Genomic DNA, 23,850 nt, shown 5'->3' on the forward strand with positions numbered 1-23,850 from the left:
TCCTATCCAATCGTAATTTTGCCTTCCGGGTACCGGAACAATTCTTTCTCTTTCTTCGGATTTAGTGCATAGGCTAATGTTAGAGGTCCAAGCCGGCCAAGAAACATTAGAAAGGAAATGATGATTTTTCCGATCGTCGACAGCTCCGGAGTCAACCCCATAGACAATCCAACCGTACCGAAGGCTGAAGTAACTTCGAACAGGATCATCAGGAATTGATGGTTCTCCGTAGTAGACAACACCATGGCCGAAATGATAACGATAACCAGGGCGAACAATGTTAGCGTAATGGCTTTATAAATCCGGTCCTTGGCCAGCCGATGGCGAAACATGACGATATCGTCCTTGCCTCGGACCATCGCTATCATGGCCCCGATCAGGATAGCGAAGGTCGTTGTCTTGATACCTCCCCCGGTCGAACCGGGCGAAGCCCCGATGAACATTAGAATAATCAGGAAGAATTGAGTGGCCTGTCTGAACGAGCCGACATCGAGCGTGCTCACTCCCCCCGAGCGCGGTGAAACCGCGTGGAAGAAGGAGGCTAACACCTTACTTCCTCCATTAAGAGGCCCGAGAGTAGCCGGATTGGTAAATTCGAAGGTGAAGATGACCACCGCCCCTCCGACAATAAGAACCGCCGATGTGAACAGAACTACTTTCGTATGCAGCAGAAGCCTCTTCCGCTTCTTATATTCCATCAAATCGGACATCACGATAAATCCGATTCCGCCCAGAATAATCAGGGCCATAGCTATAATGCTGACGATCGGGTCGTTCGTAAACAACGCTAGCCCGCTGAATCGGCCGCTGACTCCTCCGAATAAATCGAAGCCGGCATTATTAAACAATGAAATGGCATGAAACATTCCGAAGTAGACAGCTTCCGCGAACGGAAAATCAACGGACCAGCGCAAAGTAAGCAGGACGAAGGCCACGAACTCTATACTCAGCGAGTAAATAATGATTTTGCGGATGAGGCGGACGATTCCTTCCATGCTGTTCTGATTGAGCGCCTCTTGAAGAATAAGCCGCTCACGGAGCGATATTCTTTTCTTGAGCACCAGGGCAAAAAGCGTCGACATCGTCATAAAGCCCAGGCCGCCAATCTGGATAAGCAGCATAATGACCATCTGGCCGAAGACGGAATAAGTCGTCGCCGTATCCACAACTACGAGCCCCGTCAGACACATGGCTGAAGTAGCCGTGAACAATGCATCCACGAAGGGCACGGAACGGCCGTCAACCGACGCCATCGGAGTCGTCAGCAGGATGGTTCCTATCAGTATAATGATGATAAATCCGGAAGCCAAAATTTGCGGCGGATGCATTTTCGTAAACAATCGTTTCAGCAACGTTCATTCTCCTCTGGAAACAAAAAAAGCACTGGAAAACCAATGCTTTAGGCGTATGGTATCCTGACAGCAAGCCTACGAGGTTAGCTGACGGATTCGGGTGTGCAGGCACCCTATTTGCATTGGAACTAGCAAAATTCACCCCAGTTAAATGGTTCCCCCGCTTTCTAAAAGAAATTCGGCTTCTATTTAATTGATAACGATTATATCCTGCTTTTGGTCGGTATACAAAGTCTGTATTTTAGGAAAAAATCATGCTGTAAGGAAGTATTCGGGCAAAATGGTCAGGCAATGCAAGATTTCATTTTATTTTCACGCGATTTCCTTGCCTTGCATTGAATAAGACGAGTCGTTTCTTGAAGCTTATCAAGCGGTTTCCGTATTTTCGATAACGGTGAAGAGACACGGCCCAAGCAGAGGTAATCACTGGAAACAGGCCGTTATCTATGGTACTTTGGAATGAAGAAGATTATTGCGGAGGAGAATGCCCGTGGTTCCACACAGAATAAACCGTCCTCTTATTTGGCTGGCCATTATCGGCATAGTGTTATACTTCGGCGTCATCCTGATCAACCTGCTTCCCGGCGTTAACGGCGTAGAGGAAGAATTGTCAGGGCCGAAGGTGACTGAAGAGCAAGCGGCCGACCTGGCCCGGCAATTCGTCCACACCAAACAACCGGACTACACCCCTAACAAGATCAACATTATTTATCAGTCGGACAAAGGCTTGAGCGGTTATTTGCAAAAAGCGAAGCTGACCGAGGAATACAGCACCCGGTATGGAGACAATTACCCTCTCGATTATTGGGAAGTTCAAATGTTCGATTCGAGAAATCGTCTGAATTGGATCATTTTTGTCGGATTGAATGAACCCAAGGTGACGGCATGGAATCAGAAGCAAGCGGCCCCTGCCTCCTCAGGCTCTCAAGAAAGCCGCCGCTTGCTGGCCGAAAGCTTCCTGGCCGAGAACGGATATGATCCGGCGGATTTGCAGCTGATGCAAGGGTCCCGAAGCAGCCTGCTCATGTACGAAAGTGCCAAGGAGAGCATCGGCGAATCCAGGCTGCAGCTCGGAGTGGCCGTAAGAGGAGAGGAAGTGGTAGGCTTCGTTCCTTCCTTCTCGGTTCCGGAAAGCTTCCGCCAATGGCTTGCCGGGCAGGAGCGGTCTGCCGGCCTGATGTCTTATATCGGACTGGGCGGCATGTTTCTTTTGAGTATTGCGGCCTTGATCCTCGTTATTATTAACCGGAAGAAGGTCCGGTTCTCGCGGGGAATCCTCTTTGCTCTTATTTTCGCCGGGCTATACGGCCTTCACACGATAAATAGCTGGCCGGGAGCAAGCACACAAATTCCTCCGGAGGATGCCGCTATCTTCAACGTAATCTATATTGTGTTTACCTTTCTAATTATTGCGCTTCTGGCGGGCGCACAATATTTTGCAGCCATATCCGGTGACCAATTATGGAGAGCGCAGGGCTGGAATCCTTGGCCAAGATGGCGGGAGTCCAACTTTGGGGAGGATATGTTTTACGGAATGGGCCGAGGATATTTGCTCTGTTTGTTTATTCTCGGGGTACAGCAGGTTCTGTTCTTCATTGCCGGCGAAGCCTTCGATTCATTCGCAGTCAACGATCCGACCCAATCCGTGCTCAACATGTATTGGCCCGCCTTATTCCCGCTTCTTGCGTGGATGGCGGGAACCTCCGAAGAAATTATGTATCGGCTCTTCGGCATCGCCTTGTTTCAGAAGTGGTTCCGCCTCCGCTTCCTGGCAGTCCTGGTGCCGAGCATCATTTGGGCCTTGGGCCATACCGGCTACACGATTTATCCTAGCTACACGAGGTTATTCGAGGTGGCCGTGCTGGGGATCATCTTTGGATACATTTTCCTGAAATACGGCTTGATGACCGCCATCTTTACCCATGTCACGATGGATATTATTTTGATGGCTTTGTCACTGATGACGACTACACCCAGCACATCGAATATTCTGATCGGGGTTGGGTATATCCTGATGCCGGCTATCACCGGATATATATTGATGTGGGTCCACAGCCTGTTCCGTAAACGATCGGGCCCCGCGTCTACGGTATAACCGGAATCGGCCAAGAGAATTCCCGGATCCCGGAAGGCCGCTCAACGATAAACGGCTATCCATTCCTTTGAACAGACGCGTTTGGGAGAAACTTATACTTTGTATATTTCAAAAAAAGTGCACCTCAAGCCCCGTTTACAGGGATCATTAAAGGTGCACTTTTTATATGCATTAAGCCGATTATACCGTTTAATCAAGGACGACTGAGTCGCCCTCCTCCTCCTCGGTCTTCTTGTCCCCGCGGAGGGATGAAAGAATAGTTTCCGCCAGCTTCTCACCGATGCCCAACGGGCGAAAATCCTCAACGGCCGCCTCTCTTATTTTTTTCAGGGAGCCGAAATGCTTCAGCAGCAGCTTCCGCCGCTTCTCGCCAATACCGGGAATGGCATCCAATTGGGAGGCCACCATCGATTTGCCCCGTTGTTCGCGGTGGAAGGTAATGGCAAACCGGTGAACCTCATCCTGTATGCGCTGGAGCAAATAAAATTCATGACTGTCGCGCGGAAGCGGAACAACCTCCGGAGGATCTCCGGTCATAAGCTGGGCCGTTTTATGCTTGGCGTCCTTAACCAGCCCGCAAACCGGCAGGAACAGCCCCAGCTCATTCTCAAGCACATCCACGGCCGCCGATATCTGGCCTCTGCCCCCGTCGACGACAATCATATCCGGGAGCGGCAGCCCTTCTTTCAGCACTCTTTCGTAGCGCCGCCGGATAACCTCCCGCATCGTCTCGTAATCATCCGGTCCTTGGACGGTGCGGATTTTATACTTGCGGTATTCCTTGCGATCCGGCTTGCCATCCACGAATACGACCATCGCGGACACCGGGTCGGTTCCCTGGATGTTCGAGTTATCGAAGGCCTCGATCCGGTGAAGGGTGCCCGTTCCGAGCCGTTCTCCCAAATTCTCCACCGCTTTGATCGTCCGCTCCTCGTCTCTTTCAATCATCCGGAATTTCTCTTCGAGAGCCACTCGCGCGTTATCCGATGCCATATCTACCGCATGCTTCTTGACTCCCCTTTGAGGAAAATGAACCTTCACATGCAGCCACGACTCCAGAGCTTCTTTAATAACTTCCTTGTCCGCTCCGCCTGCGTGGAACGCGTCCTCGTCCTCTTCAGCCTCAACCTCCGCCGTTTCAGCCCTTCCAGCCGGACGAAGCGATCCCTCTGACTCTCCATGGACAGCTTCATCATTTGCCGCGGAAAGCTGTGCTTCAGAGCCTTCCGCTGTCTGGGGGTTAGTCGCCTCGGCATTCTCCTCCTCATTGGTCTGATGGGGGTTGACCGGCAGATGAATTTCCTTGGGCAGAGCCGGATTCTCACTGTAATATTGGGTGACGAAGGTCAAGAAATCATCATAGGGCTCCCCATAGTACGGGAACACCGTAACATGCCGCTCGATCATTTTCCCTTGGCGCATGTACAATATTTGCACGCACATCCAGCCTTTGTCCACCGCGAAGCCGAAGACATCCCGGTCGACCTGATCGGCGACGGTAATATTTTGCTTCTCCATCACCGCATCGATATGCGCAATTTGGTCGCGCAGCTCCTTGGCCCGTTCGAACTGCAGCTCTTCCGCAGCCTCGAGCATCTTGCGTTCAAGCTCCTGGCGGATTTGTTTATGCCCCCCGCTTAAGAAACGGGTAATCTCCTGGATCATCCGCTCGTATTCCTCGGGCGCCACCTCATATTCACAGGGCGCGACGCATTGTCCGATATGATAATAAAGGCAAACACGGTCGGGAAGCTTCCGGCATTTGCGCAGCGGATACAGGCGGTCCAGCAGCTTCTTCGTTTCCTGGGCGGAATAGGCATTCGGATAGGGGCCGAAATACTTCCCCTTATCCTTAACGACCTTGCGGGTAACCTCCAGCCGGGGATGCTCCTCATTGGTTATTTTAATATATGGAAAAGACTTATCGTCTTTCAGCAGGACGTTATACCTGGGATAATACTGCTTGATCAAGTTGCACTCGAGAATAAGGGCTTCCACATTATTCGCCGTCACAATATATTCGAAGTCCCGAATTTCGCTGACCAGACGCTGGGTTTTGGCGCTGTGGCTGCCGGTGAAGTAAGACCGGACACGATTCTTCAATACCTTGGCTTTACCTACGTAAATGACGGTCCCTTCCCGGTTCTTCATTAAGTAACAGCCCGGTTTATCCGGCAGCAAGGCCAATTTACGGCGAATGTTCTCCTGAATCTGTCCGGAGCGTTCTTCCATTTCGCCATCCTCCTTCCCATAATTTTGAGGTTGATGATACTAAAACCGCTTTAACAAAGTTTCAATTATATAATTTCAGGTTTCTTCTAACGAGTATGAAACGATATTTTTGCAGAACGAACGTCAAAAAAAAGCTCCTTTTCAGCATAGCAGAAAAAGAGCTTTTTTACATGCCTGTTATTTGGCAGATTATTGATGACGGGAGATAACACCCTTCAGAGCATCCTTGGATTGAAAACCGACAACCTTATCTACCGGCTTACCGTCCTTGAACAGGATTAAAGTCGGAATGCTCATGACTCCGAAACGGGACGCAGACTCCGGATTTTCATCTACGTTTAATTTAGCGATTTTCACTTGATCGCCGATTTCACCGTCAAGCTCTTCCAGTACAGGAGCGATCATTTTACAAGGTCCGCACCATGGCGCCCAGAAATCGACCAGAACGGTTCCTGTGCTTTCCACTTCTTCGTTAAAAGACTGATCAGATACGTTTACTATAGCCATTTTATGGAATCCTCCCTTAATTGTACTATATATTTGTGGATCATGTGACTTCTACGTCAACATGTAAAGTATACCACAATCCCCCCTGTTTTCATAACCCCTCTTTGCCGGGGTATAGGTATGGCCTCTTGGGATGGCCAGCGGGAATAATCCTCTCCAGGGAATCACAGACTAGAAAATGACGGCTCTCCCTCATAAGCAATACCCATTTATGAACAATTTATGGCCAACTTGTTACGATCAACCTCAAATGCAGGGGAACGCGGCCAGGGAGGGTTTACAACTTTCCACCCGGTTGGGTATACTGATAGGAGACTAATATGCGAACCTGCGCTTAGCTGTTATTGTGAACCGAATTGGACCTGTCAGCATTCAGCGCATTGATACAGGAGGGAATTGCAATGCTAGAACCTAATCATCCCGGTCATCATGTGAACGAGGAACCGAGGAATGACTTCATGGATGTCGCGGTGGGATTTGGCGTCACAGCCGGAGTAATGCTCCTTATAGCGGTTATTGCAACGATTATCGAAGTGGCTATGAAATAATAATGGATTTATCAAGGATAAACGGCTATCGCCGTCCTTAGGACAGGCGCGTTTACCGATGAAATATAAGATCAGGAATCTTATATTTTGAGAAAAGTCTGAAAGGACCATGTCCCTTCAGACTTTTTCTATTTATCGGCCGGGTGCGGATTATTCCGTCTCTCCGGCCTTGCTGCGTTTATTATACCCCGTCACATGAACCACCTCGACAAAATGACGGATGCGGTCCATGATCCGTTGTCCCTTGAATTCTTCTTCGCCGTCTTTACTTGTGAAGCTGAAGTGCTTCTCGAGATCATCCAGCTCATAGTTGGAGGTGAAGAAGGTCGGCTTCCGGTTCATCCGATAGTTGAGGATGGTCCCGAGGACATGGTCCCTTAGCCACGGGTTCATATTCTCCGCCCCGATATCGTCAAGCACGAGCAGATCGGTTTCCTTCAACAGATCGATAGTTTCCTTCAGCTTCTGCGGATCCTGAAACATCGATTTCAGATCCTCGGAGAAATCAGGCATATAAACAATCGCGCCGGTTAATCCGACCTTCGCCAATTCATACAGCATATAGCACATGAGAAACGTCTTGCCCGTTCCGAAAGGTCCGGCCAAATACAAGCCTTGCCGCTGCAGACCTTGCTCCTTGGTCTTCAAGATGTAATCCATGATTTGATCGACGGCCGCAGCCCTCTCCCAGTCCTTGCTAAGAATTTCATCCGCCGAATATCCCTGGTTCAAGGAGCGTTCATCCACATAAAAGCTGCGTATCCGGCTGCGGATGGAATCCTGATTCTGCTTTGTAATAAATTTGTCGCAGCTTGCCTTGCGGTCATAAATATAGCAGCGGTCCTGAGTCGTCTCGACCGAGAGTACCGTATAATGACCCTCGAAATCATTCGGACATCGCTCCAGCCCCGGACACTGGCTGCAGTTATTCCGTTCCTTAACGAATTGATAAAATTTATTCAGATTAAGGCTAATCTCTTCATCCGTTACTTCCGGATGCAGGAGACGCCATTCGCGCACGGCCGGATCAGTCGCTACTTGCTTACGAATCTCTTCCCGGTTCTTCCAAAGCGGTGTGCCGGAAAATTGTTTTAGTAAATCAGCCAGCGATTCCATCTGTCTCCCCTCCTTCCAAAGAAATCTGCCCAAGGATTACAGCTTGCCGTCCAGCTTCAATGCTTTGCGGCGCATGGCTTCGATTTCCGCCTCGGTCAACCGTTTGACGCTCTGAGGCTTGTCTGTAATAATCGGAATCTTCGGCTTGCCGGTCTTGCCGCCTCTTCCCTTTCCCCCACTGCTCCGGAGTGCTGCCTTGGCGGCCGCCTCCTGCTTATAGCGCCGCATCTCTCTTATGTATTCGACCGCCTGCTCATATGTGGAGACCTGCTTGCCCAGCATATCCGAAGCGACCGCCTCGATCGATGATTTCGCCCATGACCGGCGATCGACGTGAATGTAATGAATAAGGACATTAATTACTTCTTCGTTCAATTTATAGTTAAGATCGATCTTCTGAAAAATATCCAGAACGCCGTCCGGTACGGTCCCCTGCGGGAAAAAACGTTCCAGCACAAGCGTATAAGGCTCGTTGCGGAGAATGATATTATATTGATGAATATCGCACTGGCCTTGAAACAAGGCCGGGACTTCCAAATAATAAGCCATCTCCACCGGCTTCTCCGCGGAAGCCTGATCCTGCGGTGCGGTTTCCTTCTCCGCCTGTCCGCCCAGTTGGCGTACCATCTGCTCCTCCCGTTTTTTGCTCTGGCGGTAATACAGATTGGCTCTGTAGCTCAGCACTTCATCCTGGAGCATGCCCTCTTCGGTGAAGACATCGTCCTCGTCCAGCAGGCGGCACGTTTCCAGCAGTGTCAGCCGGTATTTCTTGGCAATCATGTTGATCGCCGCCAACTGATCCGGCCGGAATTTAAGCCCCTCAACATGCTGCCTATTAATGGACTGGCGCGGGAAACGGCGAATGATATCGGCATATCCGTAGCCCTTGGTCGTTACATCCGGACCCGAGGCTGCCTCCGCTCGCCCGGAAGCTGTCTGGTAGAACGCCTGCTCCAGCTCATAATCAATAATCTGCGTATTAAGCTGAAACAGATCATAGAACGGTACGGACAGATTTTCCGCTTGCGATTCACCTAGCTCTATCGGCTGTTCCGCTATAAATTCATCCTTCAGCGACAGGAGCATATATTTGCCTACCTTATCCCTGAGCAGAAGAAGCAAATGCTGGTTCTGGAAAAACTCTGCCGGCGGCAAAGGCCTCGACAGCTGATACTCGTAAATGTAGTCCTCATTGGAAGTGAGATAACGGCGGGATGTCTGCAGGAGTCCTACGGCCTCCAGCTTGGAGGTCTGCTCGATAAATACGGAACGGCCCCGCTCACCCGGGTCCAGCTCCAGGGTTAAGAACAGCTTGCGCTGCTGCTCCAGCTCGGAATAGCCTACCCGGTCCCCCGAAAGCTGTTGGTATAACGTCAAGTATACACTGACGGCAAACGCCCCGACCATCGGCTGATAAAGGCTGCCGAGCAGTCTGTAATCCAGCCCGCTCAACGAGAAATCGCGGCATATGCAAAACCTGTGATTCTCTGTAAAATGAAGCATGTTCGTTATACGCATACTACCCGACTCCATCCGCCTGTAATCTTGTATTTCTTCATTCTATCATATCCTCCATCCCTCAAAAAGAGATTAAAAGGCCAAAAACGGAAGACCCAGAATCTTCTTCAAGCGTCCTCCTAATAAACTTAACAAAAAAAAGAAAAAACCTCTGCCGAGGAGAGGTTTTTCCTGTTGGGCGGCATCTAGAACATCTTGTAGCCCTTCACGCGCAGCATTTTGATCGTATATCCGCTCATGACCGCTCCAACCAAGCCGCTGATGATGGGAAGATAATCCGCCAGGGTGTATCCCTTGATGTTTTCAATTAACGAAGCGGTGCCCCAGGACCAGTAGACAATCCCGATCACAAAAATAATATAAACGTAAATGGGAAGCCATGTTGTCTTCAGAAGCATATTGATGATGAAGCCCAGTCCGAAGAACATGCAGAAGCCCAATAAAATGAGCACGACCAACTGCACCAAGTCGATTATAATCATTCTGACTCATCCCCTATGTTCATTCCGTGCCAGCGGATTAAATATTGTCTTGATAATATTGTAGCCCAACCGAAAAGTAAAAGTAAAGGGAGAACGAAATTCCAAAACGGCAAATAGTCCGGCCACTATAAAGAAGTCAATAAATTGCCATCTTTGTAACGGCTTAGCCGTTTGCCCTCGCCCGTTGAATTGGCTACAATGAATGAAACGGAAATGATACCGGCCGTAACGATCCCCTTCGGCCATCGGCCAACAGGACCTTCTCCCCCGGGACAAGCTGCTGCTTTTGGCAATCCACTTTCCGTCATACCATGTTTTTCATTGAAGGAGTGAATATATAGTGAGCGAAGCGGTACAAACATTGGAAGGTTGGTATGCTCTGCACGATTTCCGGTCCATCAACTGGGCATCCTGGAGATATGTGAGCAAGGAAGAGAGGAAGGAAGCCATCGAAGAACTCCAGCAGTTCATGCAGGATTGGCAGTCCGTCGAGAATGATAAGCTGGGCAGCACGGCCGTATACAGCATTGTAGGCCAGAAAGCCGATCTTGTCTTCATGCACCTGCGGGAAACGATGGAAGAATTGAATGAGCTGGAGACTGCCTTTAACAAGACGGCATTCGCCCAGCATTTGCTGCCGGCCTATTCGTATGTTTCCGTCGTGGAGCTGAGCAGCTATATGGCCAAGCCCGGCTCTGATCCGATGCAGAATCCCGAAGTGGTTGCCCGGCTAAAGCCGATACTGCCTAAAACGAAACATATCTGCTTCTACCCTATGAACAAGCGGAGGGAAGGCAACGACAACTGGTACATGCTGAGCATGGAAGAGCGCCGCGAATTTATGCGCAGTCATGGAATGATCGGGCGCAGCTACGCCGGACGGGTTAAGCAAATCATTACCGGTTCCGTCGGATTGGACGACTGGGAATGGGGAGTTACTTTATTCTCCGACGATGCTCTTACGTTCAAGAAGCTTGTCTATGAGATGAGATTCGACGAGGCCAGTGCGAGATTCGGGGAATTCGGCGAATTTTATGTAGGCAACCTGCTGGATCCCGCGAAAGCGGAAGCCATGCTGGCACTGCCTTCGGACAAGTAAGAGGCTCCCGACGAAGCCGTTTCGAAGAAGAATAAACCGGGTTGAGGTTAACTAAACAAGGATAAACGCGCCCGTCCTTAGGACGGGCGCGTTTACAATGAAATATGAGAAAAACTCCTATCGGAGTATTTCATGGATGAGCGACCGCGTTTAAAGGATGTTTTTATCGCCAAATAGAATTTGAAGTTATTCAGGACGCAATAACTTATAAATTCTGATTGTGGTAAAAAAAGCTCCTAACGGAGCCATCTCGAAGATGAATAACCCGGTATTAGAGGAAGCTTTTTATGCCAATTAGAAAGTTTGTTCCATTTTAATGCTTTAATGAACTTAAACTTTCTAATGTGGTAAGAACAGGTATAGATGAAAACTTATACTTTCTTATATTTTAAACGAAGGCTGTCCGCATAATAGCTGGACAGCCTTTATTTTGATTGTATAGCGGACTTTCGCAATTCACGGAGTTTCTAGGACTCCCTTGCCTCCCCGGATTCCCGTGCCATTTCCTTGCTCTTCAAATATTCTTCGGTCGCCCTGTCCCTCTGCCGGCCTTTCTCCTTAAGCCGCTCAATGGCAGGCATAATCAGAAGGTCTATTTCCTTCTGCACGGGATAAGCCAGGTCATATCGGTTGTGGGATTCCAGAAATTGGCCGACCTCCATCAGGGCATTGTAGCGGTCCAATTCCTCCCGGGTCAACAGCCCTCTGACCTGCACACTGCAATGTCTCATTAACGGACCCTCCCAAGCCGGTTATACTATAAGGCTATAATCGGCCTTTTCTCAATACGAGCGGTATTCCTCCAATGATAAAGAGATAGCGCATGTCAACCAGCTTCTTCATGAACGCAGCGGTTGCGCCTTTCATTTTATACTTGCCGACAACCCCGATCGCTTCGCCTTTACCCAGCGAGGCTACAACCCCCTTGTTCTGGAACTTGAATTCCTTAAGCGGGGCATTGCGGATGGAGGCGACCAGATTATAGGAGCAGGTTTGCCCTTGCTGGGTAGCTATCTGCGCCGTCGGCGGGTAAGGCCTTCCTTCCGGATTCATAACGATGGAACAGTCTCCGATCACATACACATTCTCGTATTCCTTGGTGCGCAAATAAGGATCGACGACTACTCGTCCGCGCATCGTTTCCAGACCGGCCTCGGCCAGCATACGATTGCCCCGAATCCCTCCGGTCCAGATGACGGTCGAGGATCTGATTTCTTCCCCCGTTGCCAAAATTACACCCTGCGGGGTACATTCCTGGATGGCGGTCGCTATTTTAAATGTAACTCCCTTATCCTCCAGCACCTTCATCGCGTACTCCACAAGCTCGGAATCGAATCCGGGCAGGACGGTAGGAGCCGCTTCAATATTGTAGATTCGAACAAGAGAAGGATCGACATCAAATTCCGCGCACAGCTTCGGTATACGGTCGGCCAGCTCTCCTATGAATTCTATTCCTGTAAACCCGGCCCCTCCGACTACGAAAGTTAAATAATCGAGGCGGTGCGGTTCACGCTTGTACTTGGCAAACTGATACTCGATATGCTCGCGAATGAGGCGGACGCTGTTAATGCTGCGAATGTTCATCGCATATTCCTGCAATCCCGGAATACCGAAGGTTTCGGGTTCACCGCCCAATCCAATGACCAGGTAATCATAGGATATCGCGCTGTCTTCGAGAATAATCTTCTGATCATCCAATTTAATCTGGGTGACCGTTGATTTTACAAAATCAATCTTGTACTCGTCAATCAGCTTCGTAATGTCTACCCGGGCGTTCTCCGGTTTATCCGTACCGGCCGCCGGCATATGCAAATGCGTCGTGATGTAATGATAGTCGTGCTTGTTGACCAGGGTTACATCGGCTTCGTTATAATTAAGCTCCTTCTGCAATCGAATCGCCGTTACTATGCCGCCGTATCCGGCCCCAAGTATCACGATTCTTGGTATTCTGCCCATCTCTCTTACCCACTCCATAATTTTTATGTTTAATTATTCATTTATATATAATCCTTGCGTATCCCTCTCGCTGTCAAAACCATTCCGAGTCAAACCCGGGTTCCAACTTATGGAATTAAAGGATCTTTGGAGTCAGTATCATATTGTGAAAAATTACACAAGTCTATTAATGGTTTCCTATTATTATAGTTTAACACCGATGATGGGAAAATAACCTAAAGCCCTATTCTTAAGCTATGAAAAAAGTATGTCCTCTGCCATCTATTTACCCATTCCTTAGACAGGATAAACCGAACCTGTCCAAATAGCAAGCATTAAATTTGAGCCTGTAATCATCGATTGCACTCCCGGACGGTACGAATTCTTTACATGATAAATTTAATTATTTTATAGGCCGGTTGTTTTTGGGCCGGCTTTTTTCTCTTTCTGCCCTTTTAGCCCGGATTCGGGTTCCTTTCCCGCCGGGCAAAGCTTATAATTATAATCGGCAGGTATTAACCCACGGAGGTGTTCTTCATAGTGTCAGCTAATGGTCAAGGTCCAGTAGATATTCTGATCATCGGGGGAGGTCCCGCCGGAATGTTCGCGGCGTTCTATGCGGGAATGAGACAGGCATCCGCTAAAATTATTGAAAGCATGCCGCAGCTCGGAGGCCAATTATCTGCTTTATATCCGGAAAAGTACATATACGATGTGGCCGGGTTTCCGAAAGTGCGTGCGCAAGAGCTGATTGATAATCTGTCTCAGCAGATGAACCTGTTCCCGACGGAAGTTTGTCTGGAAGAAAAAGTTGTGAAGGTAGAGAAGAAAGAAGAGCGTCTGTTCGAGGTGACAACTAACAAAGGCGTTCATTACAGCCGCGCGGTTGTCATTACGGGCGGAATCGGGGCCTTCCAGCCCAGAAAGCTTGATTTGCCGGAAGCCTCCCGGTATGAGAATGCCAATCTGCATTATTTTGTTAAGGATCTGCAAGCCTTCGCCGGACAGAAAGTCGTCATTACCGGAGGCGGGGATTCCGCCGTAGACTGGGCCTTAATGCTGGAGCCTGTAGCTGAACAGGTTACACTGGTTCATCGCCGGGACAAATTCAGGGCGCATGAGCACAGTGTGGAGACCCTTATGCAATCCAGAGTGAATGTCGTCACTCCGAAGGAAATCGTACAACTGCATGGAGAGGACCGGATCCATAAAGTAACGCTTAAAGATATCCAGTCCGGGGAGCTAACCGAAATGGAAACGGGTGCGGTCATTGTCAATTTCGGCTTCGTGTCCTCGCTCGGACCGATTACGGAATGGGGGCTGGCCATCGAGAACGGCTCGATTGTCGTCGATTCCCGTATGGAAACCTCGATTCCCGGAATTTTCGCCGCGGGGGACATCACAACCTATCCCGGGAAATTAAAGCTGATTGCAGTAGGCTTCGGAGAAGCGCCAACTGCAATAAACAACGCTAAAGTGTACATAGATCCGAAGGCAAGATTATCCCCCGGACATAGCAGCAATATGAAATTTTAATCATCGAATGCTAGAAGGATGGGCACCCTATTCATATATCGCCGGCTTATCTTCCGCCGGCCTCTATGAAAGGGGTGCCCATTATTTTGTCCTATTATTGCCCGGTTTGCAATGGACTGGAAACCGCCGAATGGTCCTGTCCGCTGTGTGGAAAGACTGCTGAAGACTTCGGACGCTTCAATGATTACCTGGGACCTTATTCCCCCTACCGCCCAATAGAGGATTTATCGCTCACCAACGGATTTGCCGATGTCGCCAATCATTGCTGTGTACATGTCTTTCACTGCGAGCACTGCTCCCACAGCTTCTACGCCTTCCTTCCCGAAAGACCGGCCGGTACCTAAGCCGGCCAGATCGTTTTCCTTATTCCTCTTCGACCTCCCAAGCAATGCGGATCAAATCGTTGGCCCAGTTCCGTATTTTCACCTCAATGACCGCCTCGATCTCCTCCTCGGAGAAGCCCTCAAGCTTGTGATCCTCTATCGTAAGCACTTCATCGATTTGGTGTTCTCCTACCATCAAATTCACTTTTATGTTCATTCCGCTCCCCTCCCTGCTCTTTATAATTCTCCATCCGGACTCGATTTCCCTTGCATGCCGGATAAGGATCTTTATGACAAGTCGGGCACTCGTATTGGGTCAAAGGCTTCGCTCATTGACGACAATCCCCCCTCTATCCCGCCTGCCTTTAAAAAGATGAATTCTGGGAAGCCGGCAAGGCATTAAATCATTAGTGTAGGATTCCGCTGTGCTTTAAATTATAATAAAGGGGAGTTGATCCATTTTTTAGGAGGTGCGAATTATGGGAGCTGCAAATCAGATGCCTACTCGTCGATTAGGAACTTCCGGGTTGCAAGTAGGGGCAATCGGAATGGGATGCATGCCGCTGTCCATACAAGGCCGCCCGGAAGAATCCGAAGCGATACGGACGATTCATACCGCTTTGGAGCAAGGAGTGACTTTATTCGATACTGCGGATTCGTATTGTTTGGACGATCGGGATATCGGACATAACGAGAAATTACTGGCCAAAGCTCTGGACGGGGTATCCCATGCGATTATCGCCACCAAGGGAGGAACCGTCCGCCCCGAAGGAAGATGGGTGCGCAACGGACATCCCGAGCATTTGAAGGCTGCCTGCGAAGAAAGCCTGAAGGCGCTGGACCGGCAAGAAATTATGCTATATCAACTGCATGCGCCGGATCCCGATGTTCCTTATGCCGAATCCGTTGGTGCTTTGGCCCGCTTGCAGGAGCAGGGCAAAATTGTACATATCGGCTTATCCAATGTATCGGTTAGGCAATTGGAGGAGGCTTTAAGTATCGTAACGGTCGTCAGCGTTCAGAATCGGATGCACCTGTTCGATCGCTCCTCCATGGATGTTCTCCGCCGATGCGAGGAATTGGGAATCGCCTTCCTTCCCTACAGCCCTTTAGCCGGGATGGGTCAGGCAGGCAAGCTCGGGGATCATGAGAGGATCCGGCAGATAGCCGACAGGCATCAGGTATCTCCGCAAAGAGTGGCACTGGCTTGGCTGCTGCAGCTCTCCCCTGTGATGCTGCCGATCCCCGGCGCAAGCCGCGGAAGCACGATTACCGACAGCGCAGCGGCCGCTTCCCTCACCCTTACCGCGGATGAAATGGCTGAGCTTAATGCGATGAACGCTTAGCACAACGCTGCCAAGTGACGCATGCCTTGTAATCGCAGGAATTGGTGCATCCTAACCTTCATCCATTCACGGTCGCTCTTCCTGTCTTGCTTCGATAGTGGTTTATACAATACTTTGCAGAGACACCGGAGCAAAAAAAGACCGCCTCCTACCCAACGGAGGCGATCCACTTTTTTTAGCGGCTACAGCCTTTGTACCTGAACATACGGGACCTTCTTGATTTCATAGGTTCCTTGCAGAGCTTCTTCCTTAACCACCCCGAGCTTGATCAAGCCGGTGATTTTCGCTGGATCCGCTTTGGACATCAGCTTCCACAGCGCATCATCGTTAAACCGGTTATAAAGGTCTTCGTCTCTATACTCTCTTCGTTCCTGAATCCCGATTTTCAACCGGTATTCCCCTAGGTCCGAATCAGTCTGCTCCGGGAAAATCCGCAGCAGTTCATTTCTTAATCGCTCCAAATCCCGTTCAATCTGCCTTTGCTGTTCTTTTAAATCGAAATAGGCCTTCAGCTTTTCCTCCATCGGCTTCCGTCCCCTCTGTTTTTCGCTATATATATGCGAGGAGACCGCCTTCCATAACCTAACCGGGATACACTCTACTTACCATATTGCAATCGCCAAAATATTCCTGTCACAATTACCCAGGAAATAAAAAGAGGACTTATGTTGGCATAATGCCGAAAAACAAAAAAAGCGCTCGAAAATCGAGCGCGAATTGAAGAGAAGAAAAAAAGGTTATGAAGACAGAATTTCGACGTATATCGAACTCTGTATATTTAGTATAGCATAGAGTATATATCATTTCATTGGTATGTTTTCCCAAAGTATTACCTAAATCAGCAGACTGTTATCTTCTGATACCAGCTTTTCAGATCATATGAAGCCCTTAACTATTTTGAAAGCTTGAAAAATATAGTAATGTAAAGGATAAAGGGGGAATTCCATGCTTTCATACATAGATTCAGCCGTCAGCATCCAATCGTTAATATGGTTATTTCTTGCCGCATTCATGCTGCATGATTTCGAGGAAATCATCCGCATGGAAAATTGGTTTCGCAAAGCCGGCAGGACCGTTATTCTGAAGGTGCCCCAGCCGTTTGATAAAATAGTCAGCTCCGCTTCACAAATTACAACCGCACAGTTTGCGTTTGCCGTATGTGTTGAGTTTATGGTGTTCGTTCCCGTTACATATTTAGCAGCCGAACATAATCATTATTTGCTGTTCATCGGCTTCAATGCCGTACTGCTGCTCCATGTTTTTATGCATATCGGGCAGGCACTGTTCGTTCGAATGCTCGTTCCGGGTGTGACAACGGCTGTTTTAATTACACTGCCTTATACGTTGTATCTTTTTTATCGGTTGCTTTCGGAGCATTTGATACAGTGGAGCGATTTAATTACAAGCTTGCCGTTCGGGCTTCTCTTGCTTCCTATCGTAGGGTTCGGGCATTATCTGGGCGGAAAACTGGTGTCCCGGTGACGTTACAACTATATATAAAAAAATAACCTCTCAAGCTTGGAGTTATCCCCGCCAGCCTGAGAGGCATTGTTCATTAAGACCTAATGTTAATTACCTGACTCCTCAACAATGGTCATCTTGCATTTATCCAAAGTATTTCGACCATAACCTGCCTATGCCGGCAAGCTGTTGGAACCACAGTCGGCGGTTCCGAAATCAGTCGTCACACTTCTCTGCCTTGCCTTCCTCTTCCCTATGCTTGAAGGAAGAGCCGCAACCGCAAGTAGCTACGGCATTGGGATTATGAATGGTGAAACCGCCGCCCATGCCTACATCCTTGTAGTCGATCTCAACTCCGTACAAATACTTGTTGCTATCTTCATCGACGACAACCTTCAATCCATTCACGTCCATAACCTTGTCCGTCTCGCTCTGCTCGTCATCGAAACCCATGCTGTAGGAAAACCCGCTGCAGCCGCCTTCTTTGACACCGAGGCGCAAAAACATATTGGGAATTTCTTCCGCCGCGAGCAGTTCCTTAATTTTCTCCGCAGCCGAATCACTGATGCTAATCATATGAGTCCCTCCTCTATATGGAAAGAGTAGCGTTAGTTGCTAGAGGCTGTTCTAAAGGTCTGCTGCGTATTAGCATTCCACCCGCCGTTACGCTGGGCGGCAAACCTTCCGAACGTGCATTTGCTATAAATAAAGGTGAGAAAAATGTCGGATCTGTACCGTATTGTTTCCATCCCTTATAGATTAAGTATACCCATATTTTCGGTTAGTCTCAAGTGATAATCCTCCAGAATCGGATACCGGGCTCAGTTACTCTTCGTCTTTTCCAAATGATAGTAGCGAAGAAGAAGCCTGTCCAGATTCTCGCTGCTTTCCACTACACGGGGATGCAGCAAGCCCAGTTGGCTGCCCAATTGAACCATGTGCTGCCGCGCATCTTCGATCTCTTCGGAGATGTCCATTTCCAATAATAAACTCTTCACCTTTAATCACCTTTAAAAAATAATCACACAATTATTTAGTATACACAAATTTCAAATAATTGGAAGCATATTTTGGAGAAATTCGTATTTTTTTCATGATTGGATGCGTTTTATAAGTGTCGAAGTGTGTCTTGCCCCTATTATTAATGTAGGATTATAATGAAGATGGACTAAATTTATCATCCATACGATCGAAACTCTAGATAAAATCGGGTTTATTGACGGGTCGATAATGGTAAGGAGTGAAATCGGTGAATATCGTTACACCCACCCACGATACGAGGATGGAGGAAATCAAGGAGAAAGTTTTAGCCGGAGAACGTTTAACTAAAGAGGACGGTCTTTTTCTTTATCAATCGGACGATCTTCTGACGATCGGGCAATTGGCTAATTTCGCCAACCTCCGCAAGAACGGCAAGAAGGTCTATTTTATTCAAAATATGAGCCTGTATTTTACGAATGTGTGCGAAGCGCACTGTGCGTTCTGCCATTTCCGCCGCGACGAAGGGGAAGAAGGAGCGTATACGCTGACCGGGGAGCAGATGTTTGACTATATCGACAAGCATATCCATCCGGAAATGCGCGAATTTCATATTACCGGCGGGCATAATCCCCATGTGCCGTTCGAGTACTATGTCGACTGCATCCGTTCCTTGAAGCAAAAGTACCCTTCCGTCACGCTCAAAGCCCATACAGCGGCGGAGATCGAATTTTTCTCCCGTTTGAGCGGGCTTACCTACGAAGAAGTATTGCGGACACTGATGGAAGCCGGACTGGATACCTTAACGGGCGGCGGTGCCGAAATTCTGTCCGAGAGATACCGCAAGAAGATGGGAGTAGGCAAGGCAACGACGGATCAATGGCTGGAAGTCCAACGGGCAGCGCATCGGCTCGGAATGAAGACTCATGCGACAATGCTCTACGGTTCCATCGAGACCCTGGAGGAAAGAATCCAGCACATGATTTATTTACGCGAGCTGCAGGATGAAACGTCCGGATTCCTTGTCTTTATTCCAAATGCGGTGCAGCCGGCCAGCGTGAAAGCGGGGATCAAACGGAGAGTCTCCGCCTTCGACGATATGAGAACCATCGCCGTCAGCCGTCTGATGGTGGACAACATACCGCATGTCAAAGCCTATTTTATTAATCTGGGAACCCAGCTGACTCAGATGGCGTTAACATTCGGGGCATCCGATGTTCACGGAACGATTATTCAGGAAAGGATCAGCCATGCGGCCGGAGCTCTTTCGCCGGAAGGGCTGACCAAAGATGAGCTGGTCTGGCTTATCAAGGGAGCCGGAAGGATTCCGGTCGAGAGGGATACTTTCTATAACGAAATTAAAGTATTTTAAGACTGATGTTCAAATGTCCTCAGCATTCCGGTCCTCATAACGCTTTTGTTATAAGCTTCCCGACCGGAGCGGTGCAAGGAATGAATCTACCTATGGAATGATATCGGCCGCTTCGTTGAACAATAAGAGAATAAACCGACTATCTAGTTATCCATAATGGTTAGAAATAATGGCGGTACCATTACTATTACTGAAGAGAGAAAGGTTCTGTTCATGAGAAAACATGTTGTAATCCTTGGCGGAGGCTACGGGGGCTTGACAGTGGCCCATCAATTGCTTGAGAAAGACTTGCCGGACTACGATCTTACACTCGTGGACCGGATGCCTTATCAGGGGCTAAAAACAGAGTATTATGCTTTAGCCGCGGGAACCGTTCCCGACATCGACATTCGGGTGGAATTTCCGCCCGATCCCAGATTGAACAAAGTGTACGGAGTAGTGGAATCGGTAGACCTGAACCATAAGCATATCTTCTTTATGGACCGGGATCCTCTGGAATATGACGTGCTGGTTATCGCCTTGGGATGTGTAGACAAGTACCATGATATTCCGGGTGCGGAGCGGTATTCCAACAGCATTCAGTCCTTGTCTTCCACCAGAATAACTTACCAAAGAGTCAACGATGTGAAGCCTTATGGTCAAGTATCTATTGTCGGGGGCGGATTGAGCGGCGTAGAAATGGCCTCCGAGCTGAGAGAGAGCCGACCGGACCTGAACATCCGGATTTTGGACCGGGGGACAAGTATTCTGTCCGCCTTCCCGGTAAAGCTGCAGACCTTCGTCCGCACCTGGTTCGAGAAGCATGATATCGAGATGGTTCACCAGGTGGCCGTTACCCGTTTGGAGGATGGAGTCATCTATAATCAGGGAGAACTTATTTATACAGATACAACGGTATGGACCGCAGGCATTCAACCGAGTCCGGTGGTCAGGCAGTTAAACGTCGGCAAGGATAAGCAAGGACGCGTTCTGCTGAACGAGTACCATCAGATCCCGCAATACCGGGATGTCTATGTCGTGGGAGACTGCGCCAGCCTGAGCTTCTCCCCCAGCGCGCAGGCCGCGGAAGCCCAAGGCAAGCAAGTGGCGGATGTGATCGCCGCCATCGCTAAAGGGGAGGACCCTCACTTGGGAATAATCAAGCTGAAGGGAGTCCTCGGCTCACTCGGCAAGAAGTCAGGCTTCGGCGTCATGGGTAAACGGACAGTGATGCTGGGCAAAGTTCCCCGGATTCTAAAAAGCGGGGTGCTTTGGTTATCGAAACACCACAAAGGGTAATCCGGGAATAGATGGAATGGATGAAGCCTCCGGCAATTACAAATCGTCGAGAAGCTTGTCCATTTCTTCCTGTTCTTTTATTTTATTCAGAATGAGATCATACAGCTCGTCCACCTCTTCGGCAAAGACCGGCTCGCCGTTAACCAGGGCATACGGGCTCAAGAAGCATTCGCCGCAATAACCGAGGCAGCCGTATTCGACCACATCGTAATCGGGATTACTCTCCAGCTTCTGCATCACTTCGTCCGTTCCGTGATGCATATTATTTGCGCAGAATTCTATGATCGGTCTCATGGGGAGCCCCCTTTTTTGAAAGATATGTGCTGACCATTTTATTTTACCCCACGTTGTATTATAATAGAATAAAGAAAGGAGATGACGCAAATGAGCGAAAATACTCAAAGCACTAAGTACGATGAAGTGCTCGAAGTTTTAGATAAGCTCCGCCCCTTCCTGCAGCGTGACGGAGGAGACGTCGAACTCGTCGATGTTGAGGATGGAATCGTTAAGCTGAAGCTGATGGGTGCTTGCGGAAGCTGCCCAAGCTCGACCATCACGCTGAAGGCCGGTATTGAACGCGCATTGATAGAGGAAGTTGAAGGGATAGAAGAGGTCGTTCAGGTATTCTAATCCCATAAGAAGAGGTTATCCAATACGTAACGAAGCAGAGCCCGTGAATGAACGGGCTCTGCTTTCGTTATATGCATGTAATGATGAAGGCACAGCCTTCACGACTATTGTCCTCGCGTCAGAGGTGCCGTGCCTTTAACCGCCCGGATAGGATCGAGGCCTCCGGAAATGTCCATGATATTACCGGTAATAAAGTCAGAACGGGGATGACAGAGGAAAGCGATCGTCCGCGCGACATCCTCTCCCGTTCCTGGCCTTCCCCTAGGCGATTCATCATCCGTAATTTGCTCCACCTCGTGAATGTACTTCTCCTTGTATTCGCCGCGAATGTCCCCCGGACAGATCATATTGACCGTTATTCCGTTAGGAGCTTCTTCGACGGCCAACGTTTTGGTAAAGGACACCAGGCCTACTTTGGCCGCGGCATATACCGCCCGATGAGGCCATCCGGTCCCTTCAGATGCCCTCCCGAAGCCGAAATGGATAATTCGGCCCCACCCTTGCTTCCTCATCATGGGAAGTACCATATGGTCCAATTCCATAACACCTAACAGGTTGCCGCGCACCAAATAATCGATTTCTTCCGTATCATAGTCGGCAAAGAGTCTTCGTTCTCTGACAAAGGGGCCGGCATTGTTCACCAAAATATCGATTCCGCCCAGCTGCTCCTCTACTTCCCGGACCATTCTCCGTAAATCTTCCGTTCTGGAGACATCAGCCTGAACGGCCAGACTACGGACACCGAACGCTTCCAGCCTCTCGGCCAAGGCCAGAGCCTCCGTCCGGCTGTGAACGTAATTTATCGCGATATCGCAGCCTTGCTCAGCCAATGTAACCGCAGTCATCTTACCTAACCCTTTAGCGCTTCCGGTAATGAGGGCTACTTTTCGATCGTGCCGCATCGCAACCTCCTGTTCAAGACCAGTGCTTACAACGACCGGCCTCCATTCTTGATTGCCATCCAGTCTAAGTTTATCATAGTTCCTTTCCATTAAGCAGCCCCGGACCCAGATTATTGCTTATAAAGCTCCGCCCGTCTTCTCCGCACCCGGACGTTACTTTGGTTCTCCTGGCTTAACCCGTTAAAAGCCGTCGTCAACGTTCGGCAGACCATCTCGAACCCCTGGCCCAGCGTTCGCAATTTATCCTCTACATTTTCTATCGCGGTTTGGTTCGGAGGGAACAGCTCCATCTTAGCCTTGAGAAGATCGTCCAACAGCTCGGTATTCATGAAATGCGTCTCCATATTTCTTTCCTTGCGCAATATCGTCATCGATGGCTGGAAGCTTTCCTTGATCTGATACAGCTGCTGATCCATGGGCAGATCAGGCCTTCGTTCATGCATCCGGCGCAGGACGGTGAAATAGGAGAACTGCTGCTTCACTTTCTCGGTTTCAAGGCGTAATTGTTCATCGAGAAAGTAACCCAGCTTGTCCAGAATGGAGAAGATCCGCAGCAGGGCATTTTTGTAAAAATAAAGATGCCTGTGATAATTATCCAATTCCTCTTCATCCATCTCTTCTATATAGCGCTTGTTTACAAGCAAGCTGAATTGCTCTGCTGCATATTGACTCTGCTCCAGCTCGTCCAACGCCCGGATGAAGCCGCCCGCTTTAATGAATAGAGAGAGGGTGCTTCTATCTGTCTCTTGGGTCTGAAGTGCCGACCGCTCCTTCAGCACCCTCCCTTCCTGTATATGCAGATAATGGTTAAGAGCCTTCATCGCCTCTCCCATAATCCCTTCATCCCGCCTGCGCGGCTGGTTGAACAAATACCTTAGCATAAAGCGTCACTCCCGCCTGATCGCTCGTCGGAAGCCCGGGGATAGGCAGCTCTAGCCTGTTGGGACTTCCAACTAATCTTAACTGCATATTGTAAGAAGTGCCGGACACTTCGAGTCCATTTTTGTATTCCGCCGGGATTCCGGGGTTCCTGGGCAAATCCGGAATCCGCTCGCTGTTATCTGCCGATGGATCGTGTTAAACGGTCACTTTCCCTACCCCTGTTATTATGCAATCTGCTGCATCCACCAGAACTTACCG

At 49.2% G+C, this 23,850-nt stretch carries 25 protein-coding genes and 1 riboswitch; of the genes, 10 read left to right on the top strand and 15 right to left on the bottom strand.

All coding sequences use genetic code 11. The annotated features are described in order from the left end of the window. Window positions 1-2: 2 nt before the first annotated feature. A complete protein-coding gene (locus ACTHRH_RS09860; protein WP_144932527.1) occupies window positions 3-1,328 on the bottom strand; it encodes a TrkH family potassium uptake protein in 1,326 nt (441 codons plus the stop codon). Between the two features lie 82 nt (window positions 1,329-1,410). Next, window positions 1,411-1,546, bottom strand: a riboswitch (cyclic di-AMP (ydaO/yuaA leader). A gap of 296 nt (window positions 1,547-1,842) precedes the next feature. Between ACTHRH_RS09860 and ACTHRH_RS09865 the strand changes: the two genes are divergently transcribed. After that, window positions 1,843-3,447 (top strand): CPBP family intramembrane glutamic endopeptidase, encoded by a 1,605-nt coding sequence (locus ACTHRH_RS09865; RefSeq protein WP_440415342.1) that lies wholly within the window; start codon window positions 1,843-1,845, stop codon window positions 3,445-3,447. Window positions 3,448-3,636: 189 nt separating this feature from the next. Here ACTHRH_RS09865 and uvrC read toward each other — a convergent pair whose 3' ends face one another. Both uvrC and trxA read right to left on the bottom strand, forming a co-directional pair. Further along, window positions 3,637-5,679 carry an excinuclease ABC subunit UvrC gene (gene uvrC, locus ACTHRH_RS09870; RefSeq protein ID WP_440415344.1) on the bottom strand — a complete coding sequence of 681 codons (2,043 nt, stop codon included), beginning with the start codon at window positions 5,677-5,679 and terminating at the stop codon, window positions 3,637-3,639. A 189-nt stretch (window positions 5,680-5,868) separates the two neighbouring features. After that, window positions 5,869-6,186 (bottom strand): thioredoxin, encoded by a 318-nt coding sequence (gene trxA, locus ACTHRH_RS09875; RefSeq protein ID WP_144932287.1) that lies wholly within the window; start codon window positions 6,184-6,186, stop codon window positions 5,869-5,871. A gap of 401 nt (window positions 6,187-6,587) precedes the next feature. On the opposite strand from trxA, the gene ACTHRH_RS09880 reads away from it, so the two are divergent. Beyond that, the gene (locus tag ACTHRH_RS09880) at window positions 6,588-6,734 is read left to right on the top strand and encodes a YqzM family protein (RefSeq protein WP_144932289.1); all 147 of its coding nucleotides are present in this window, start codon (window positions 6,588-6,590) and stop codon (window positions 6,732-6,734) included. A gap of 150 nt (window positions 6,735-6,884) precedes the next feature. Here the strand turns inward: ACTHRH_RS09880 and dnaI are convergent, their stop codons facing one another. The 3 genes from dnaI to ACTHRH_RS09895 all read right to left on the bottom strand — a co-directional run bounded on the left by dnaI (window position 6,885) and on the right by ACTHRH_RS09895 (window position 9,850). Further along, window positions 6,885-7,850, bottom strand: a complete 966-nt coding sequence (gene dnaI / locus ACTHRH_RS09885) for a primosomal protein DnaI (protein ID WP_379285949.1) — start codon at window positions 7,848-7,850, stop codon at window positions 6,885-6,887. Between the two features lie 36 nt (window positions 7,851-7,886). Then, complete coding sequence (locus ACTHRH_RS09890; protein WP_440415347.1) at window positions 7,887-9,368, bottom strand: DnaD domain protein; 1,482 nt, start codon at window positions 9,366-9,368, stop codon at window positions 7,887-7,889. 185 nt (window positions 9,369-9,553) lie between these two features. Continuing rightward, the gene (locus ACTHRH_RS09895) at window positions 9,554-9,850 is read right to left on the bottom strand and encodes a YuiB family protein (protein ID WP_440415349.1); all 297 of its coding nucleotides are present in this window, start codon (window positions 9,848-9,850) and stop codon (window positions 9,554-9,556) included. 340 nt (window positions 9,851-10,190) lie between these two features. Here ACTHRH_RS09895 and hemQ point away from each other — a divergent pair, with 340 nt between their 5' ends. Further along, the gene (gene hemQ, locus ACTHRH_RS09900) at window positions 10,191-10,949 is read left to right on the top strand and encodes a hydrogen peroxide-dependent heme synthase (RefSeq protein ID WP_144932294.1); all 759 of its coding nucleotides are present in this window, start codon (window positions 10,191-10,193) and stop codon (window positions 10,947-10,949) included. Window positions 10,950-11,416: 467 nt separating this feature from the next. Here the strand turns inward: hemQ and ACTHRH_RS09905 are convergent, their stop codons facing one another. Next, window positions 11,417-11,680 carry a hypothetical protein gene (locus ACTHRH_RS09905; RefSeq protein WP_144932296.1) on the bottom strand — a complete coding sequence of 88 codons (264 nt, stop codon included), beginning with the start codon at window positions 11,678-11,680 and terminating at the stop codon, window positions 11,417-11,419. 34 nt (window positions 11,681-11,714) lie between these two features. Further along, entirely contained in the window at window positions 11,715-12,905 is a 1,191-nt protein-coding gene (locus ACTHRH_RS09910; RefSeq protein WP_440415352.1) for an NAD(P)/FAD-dependent oxidoreductase, read from the bottom strand. Window positions 12,906-13,424: 519 nt separating this feature from the next. Here ACTHRH_RS09910 and ACTHRH_RS09915 point away from each other — a divergent pair. Both ACTHRH_RS09915 and ACTHRH_RS09920 read left to right on the top strand, forming a co-directional pair. Continuing rightward, entirely contained in the window at window positions 13,425-14,420 is a 996-nt protein-coding gene (locus ACTHRH_RS09915) for an NAD(P)/FAD-dependent oxidoreductase (RefSeq protein ID WP_379285945.1), read from the top strand. 86 nt (window positions 14,421-14,506) lie between these two features. Further along, window positions 14,507-14,764: a hypothetical protein gene (locus ACTHRH_RS09920; RefSeq protein ID WP_144932300.1), complete on the top strand. Its 258-nt coding sequence runs from the start codon at window positions 14,507-14,509 to the stop codon at window positions 14,762-14,764. Window positions 14,765-14,783: 19 nt separating this feature from the next. Here the strand turns inward: ACTHRH_RS09920 and ACTHRH_RS09925 are convergent, their stop codons facing one another. Next, entirely contained in the window at window positions 14,784-14,960 is a 177-nt protein-coding gene (locus tag ACTHRH_RS09925) for a hypothetical protein (protein WP_186328148.1), read from the bottom strand. A 262-nt stretch (window positions 14,961-15,222) separates the two neighbouring features. Here ACTHRH_RS09925 and ACTHRH_RS09930 point away from each other — a divergent pair, with 262 nt between their 5' ends. Further along, complete coding sequence (locus ACTHRH_RS09930; protein WP_379285941.1) at window positions 15,223-16,089, top strand: aldo/keto reductase; 867 nt, start codon at window positions 15,223-15,225, stop codon at window positions 16,087-16,089. A gap of 182 nt (window positions 16,090-16,271) precedes the next feature. On the opposite strand, the gene ACTHRH_RS09935 is transcribed toward ACTHRH_RS09930, so the two are convergent. Beyond that, window positions 16,272-16,613, bottom strand: a complete 342-nt coding sequence (locus ACTHRH_RS09935; protein WP_144932302.1) for a hypothetical protein — start codon at window positions 16,611-16,613, stop codon at window positions 16,272-16,274. A gap of 421 nt (window positions 16,614-17,034) precedes the next feature. On the opposite strand from ACTHRH_RS09935, the gene ACTHRH_RS09940 reads away from it, so the two are divergent. Next, window positions 17,035-17,571 carry an HXXEE domain-containing protein gene (locus ACTHRH_RS09940; RefSeq protein ID WP_150960137.1) on the top strand — a complete coding sequence of 179 codons (537 nt, stop codon included), beginning with the start codon at window positions 17,035-17,037 and terminating at the stop codon, window positions 17,569-17,571. A 195-nt stretch (window positions 17,572-17,766) separates the two neighbouring features. Here ACTHRH_RS09940 and ACTHRH_RS09945 read toward each other — a convergent pair whose 3' ends face one another. Continuing rightward, complete coding sequence (locus ACTHRH_RS09945; protein WP_144932308.1) at window positions 17,767-18,126, bottom strand: HesB/IscA family protein; 360 nt, start codon at window positions 18,124-18,126, stop codon at window positions 17,767-17,769. 245 nt (window positions 18,127-18,371) lie between these two features. Next, window positions 18,372-18,548, bottom strand: a complete 177-nt coding sequence (locus tag ACTHRH_RS09950) for an aspartyl-phosphate phosphatase Spo0E family protein (RefSeq protein WP_225312741.1) — start codon at window positions 18,546-18,548, stop codon at window positions 18,372-18,374. A gap of 284 nt (window positions 18,549-18,832) precedes the next feature. Here ACTHRH_RS09950 and mqnE point away from each other — a divergent pair, with 284 nt between their 5' ends. Beyond that, window positions 18,833-19,900 (top strand): aminofutalosine synthase MqnE, encoded by a 1,068-nt coding sequence (mqnE, locus tag ACTHRH_RS09955; RefSeq protein ID WP_144932537.1) that lies wholly within the window; start codon window positions 18,833-18,835, stop codon window positions 19,898-19,900. 213 nt (window positions 19,901-20,113) lie between these two features. Further along, window positions 20,114-21,178, top strand: coding sequence for an NAD(P)/FAD-dependent oxidoreductase (locus ACTHRH_RS09960; protein WP_144932310.1), 1,065 nt, complete (start codon window positions 20,114-20,116; stop codon window positions 21,176-21,178). A gap of 36 nt (window positions 21,179-21,214) precedes the next feature. Here the strand turns inward: ACTHRH_RS09960 and ACTHRH_RS09965 are convergent, their stop codons facing one another. Continuing rightward, window positions 21,215-21,472 carry a YuzB family protein gene (locus ACTHRH_RS09965; protein WP_144932312.1) on the bottom strand — a complete coding sequence of 86 codons (258 nt, stop codon included), beginning with the start codon at window positions 21,470-21,472 and terminating at the stop codon, window positions 21,215-21,217. Window positions 21,473-21,562: 90 nt separating this feature from the next. On the opposite strand from ACTHRH_RS09965, the gene ACTHRH_RS09970 reads away from it, so the two are divergent. Continuing rightward, the gene (locus tag ACTHRH_RS09970) at window positions 21,563-21,808 is read left to right on the top strand and encodes a NifU family protein (RefSeq protein WP_144932314.1); all 246 of its coding nucleotides are present in this window, start codon (window positions 21,563-21,565) and stop codon (window positions 21,806-21,808) included. A 104-nt stretch (window positions 21,809-21,912) separates the two neighbouring features. On the opposite strand, the gene ACTHRH_RS09975 is transcribed toward ACTHRH_RS09970, so the two are convergent. Beyond that, a complete protein-coding gene (locus tag ACTHRH_RS09975) occupies window positions 21,913-22,710 on the bottom strand; it encodes an SDR family oxidoreductase (protein ID WP_144932316.1) in 798 nt (265 codons plus the stop codon). Between the two features lie 110 nt (window positions 22,711-22,820). Continuing rightward, window positions 22,821-23,591 (bottom strand): Cthe_2314 family HEPN domain-containing protein, encoded by a 771-nt coding sequence (locus ACTHRH_RS09980; RefSeq protein ID WP_144932318.1) that lies wholly within the window; start codon window positions 23,589-23,591, stop codon window positions 22,821-22,823. Between the last annotated feature and the right edge of the window lie 259 nt (window positions 23,592-23,850).

Origin of the sequence: Paenibacillus sp. SAFN-117 (assembly GCF_051966115.1) — a bacterium.
In the GTDB taxonomy this organism is placed as follows: Bacteria; Bacillota; Bacilli; order Paenibacillales; family NBRC-103111; genus Paenibacillus_L; species Paenibacillus_L residui.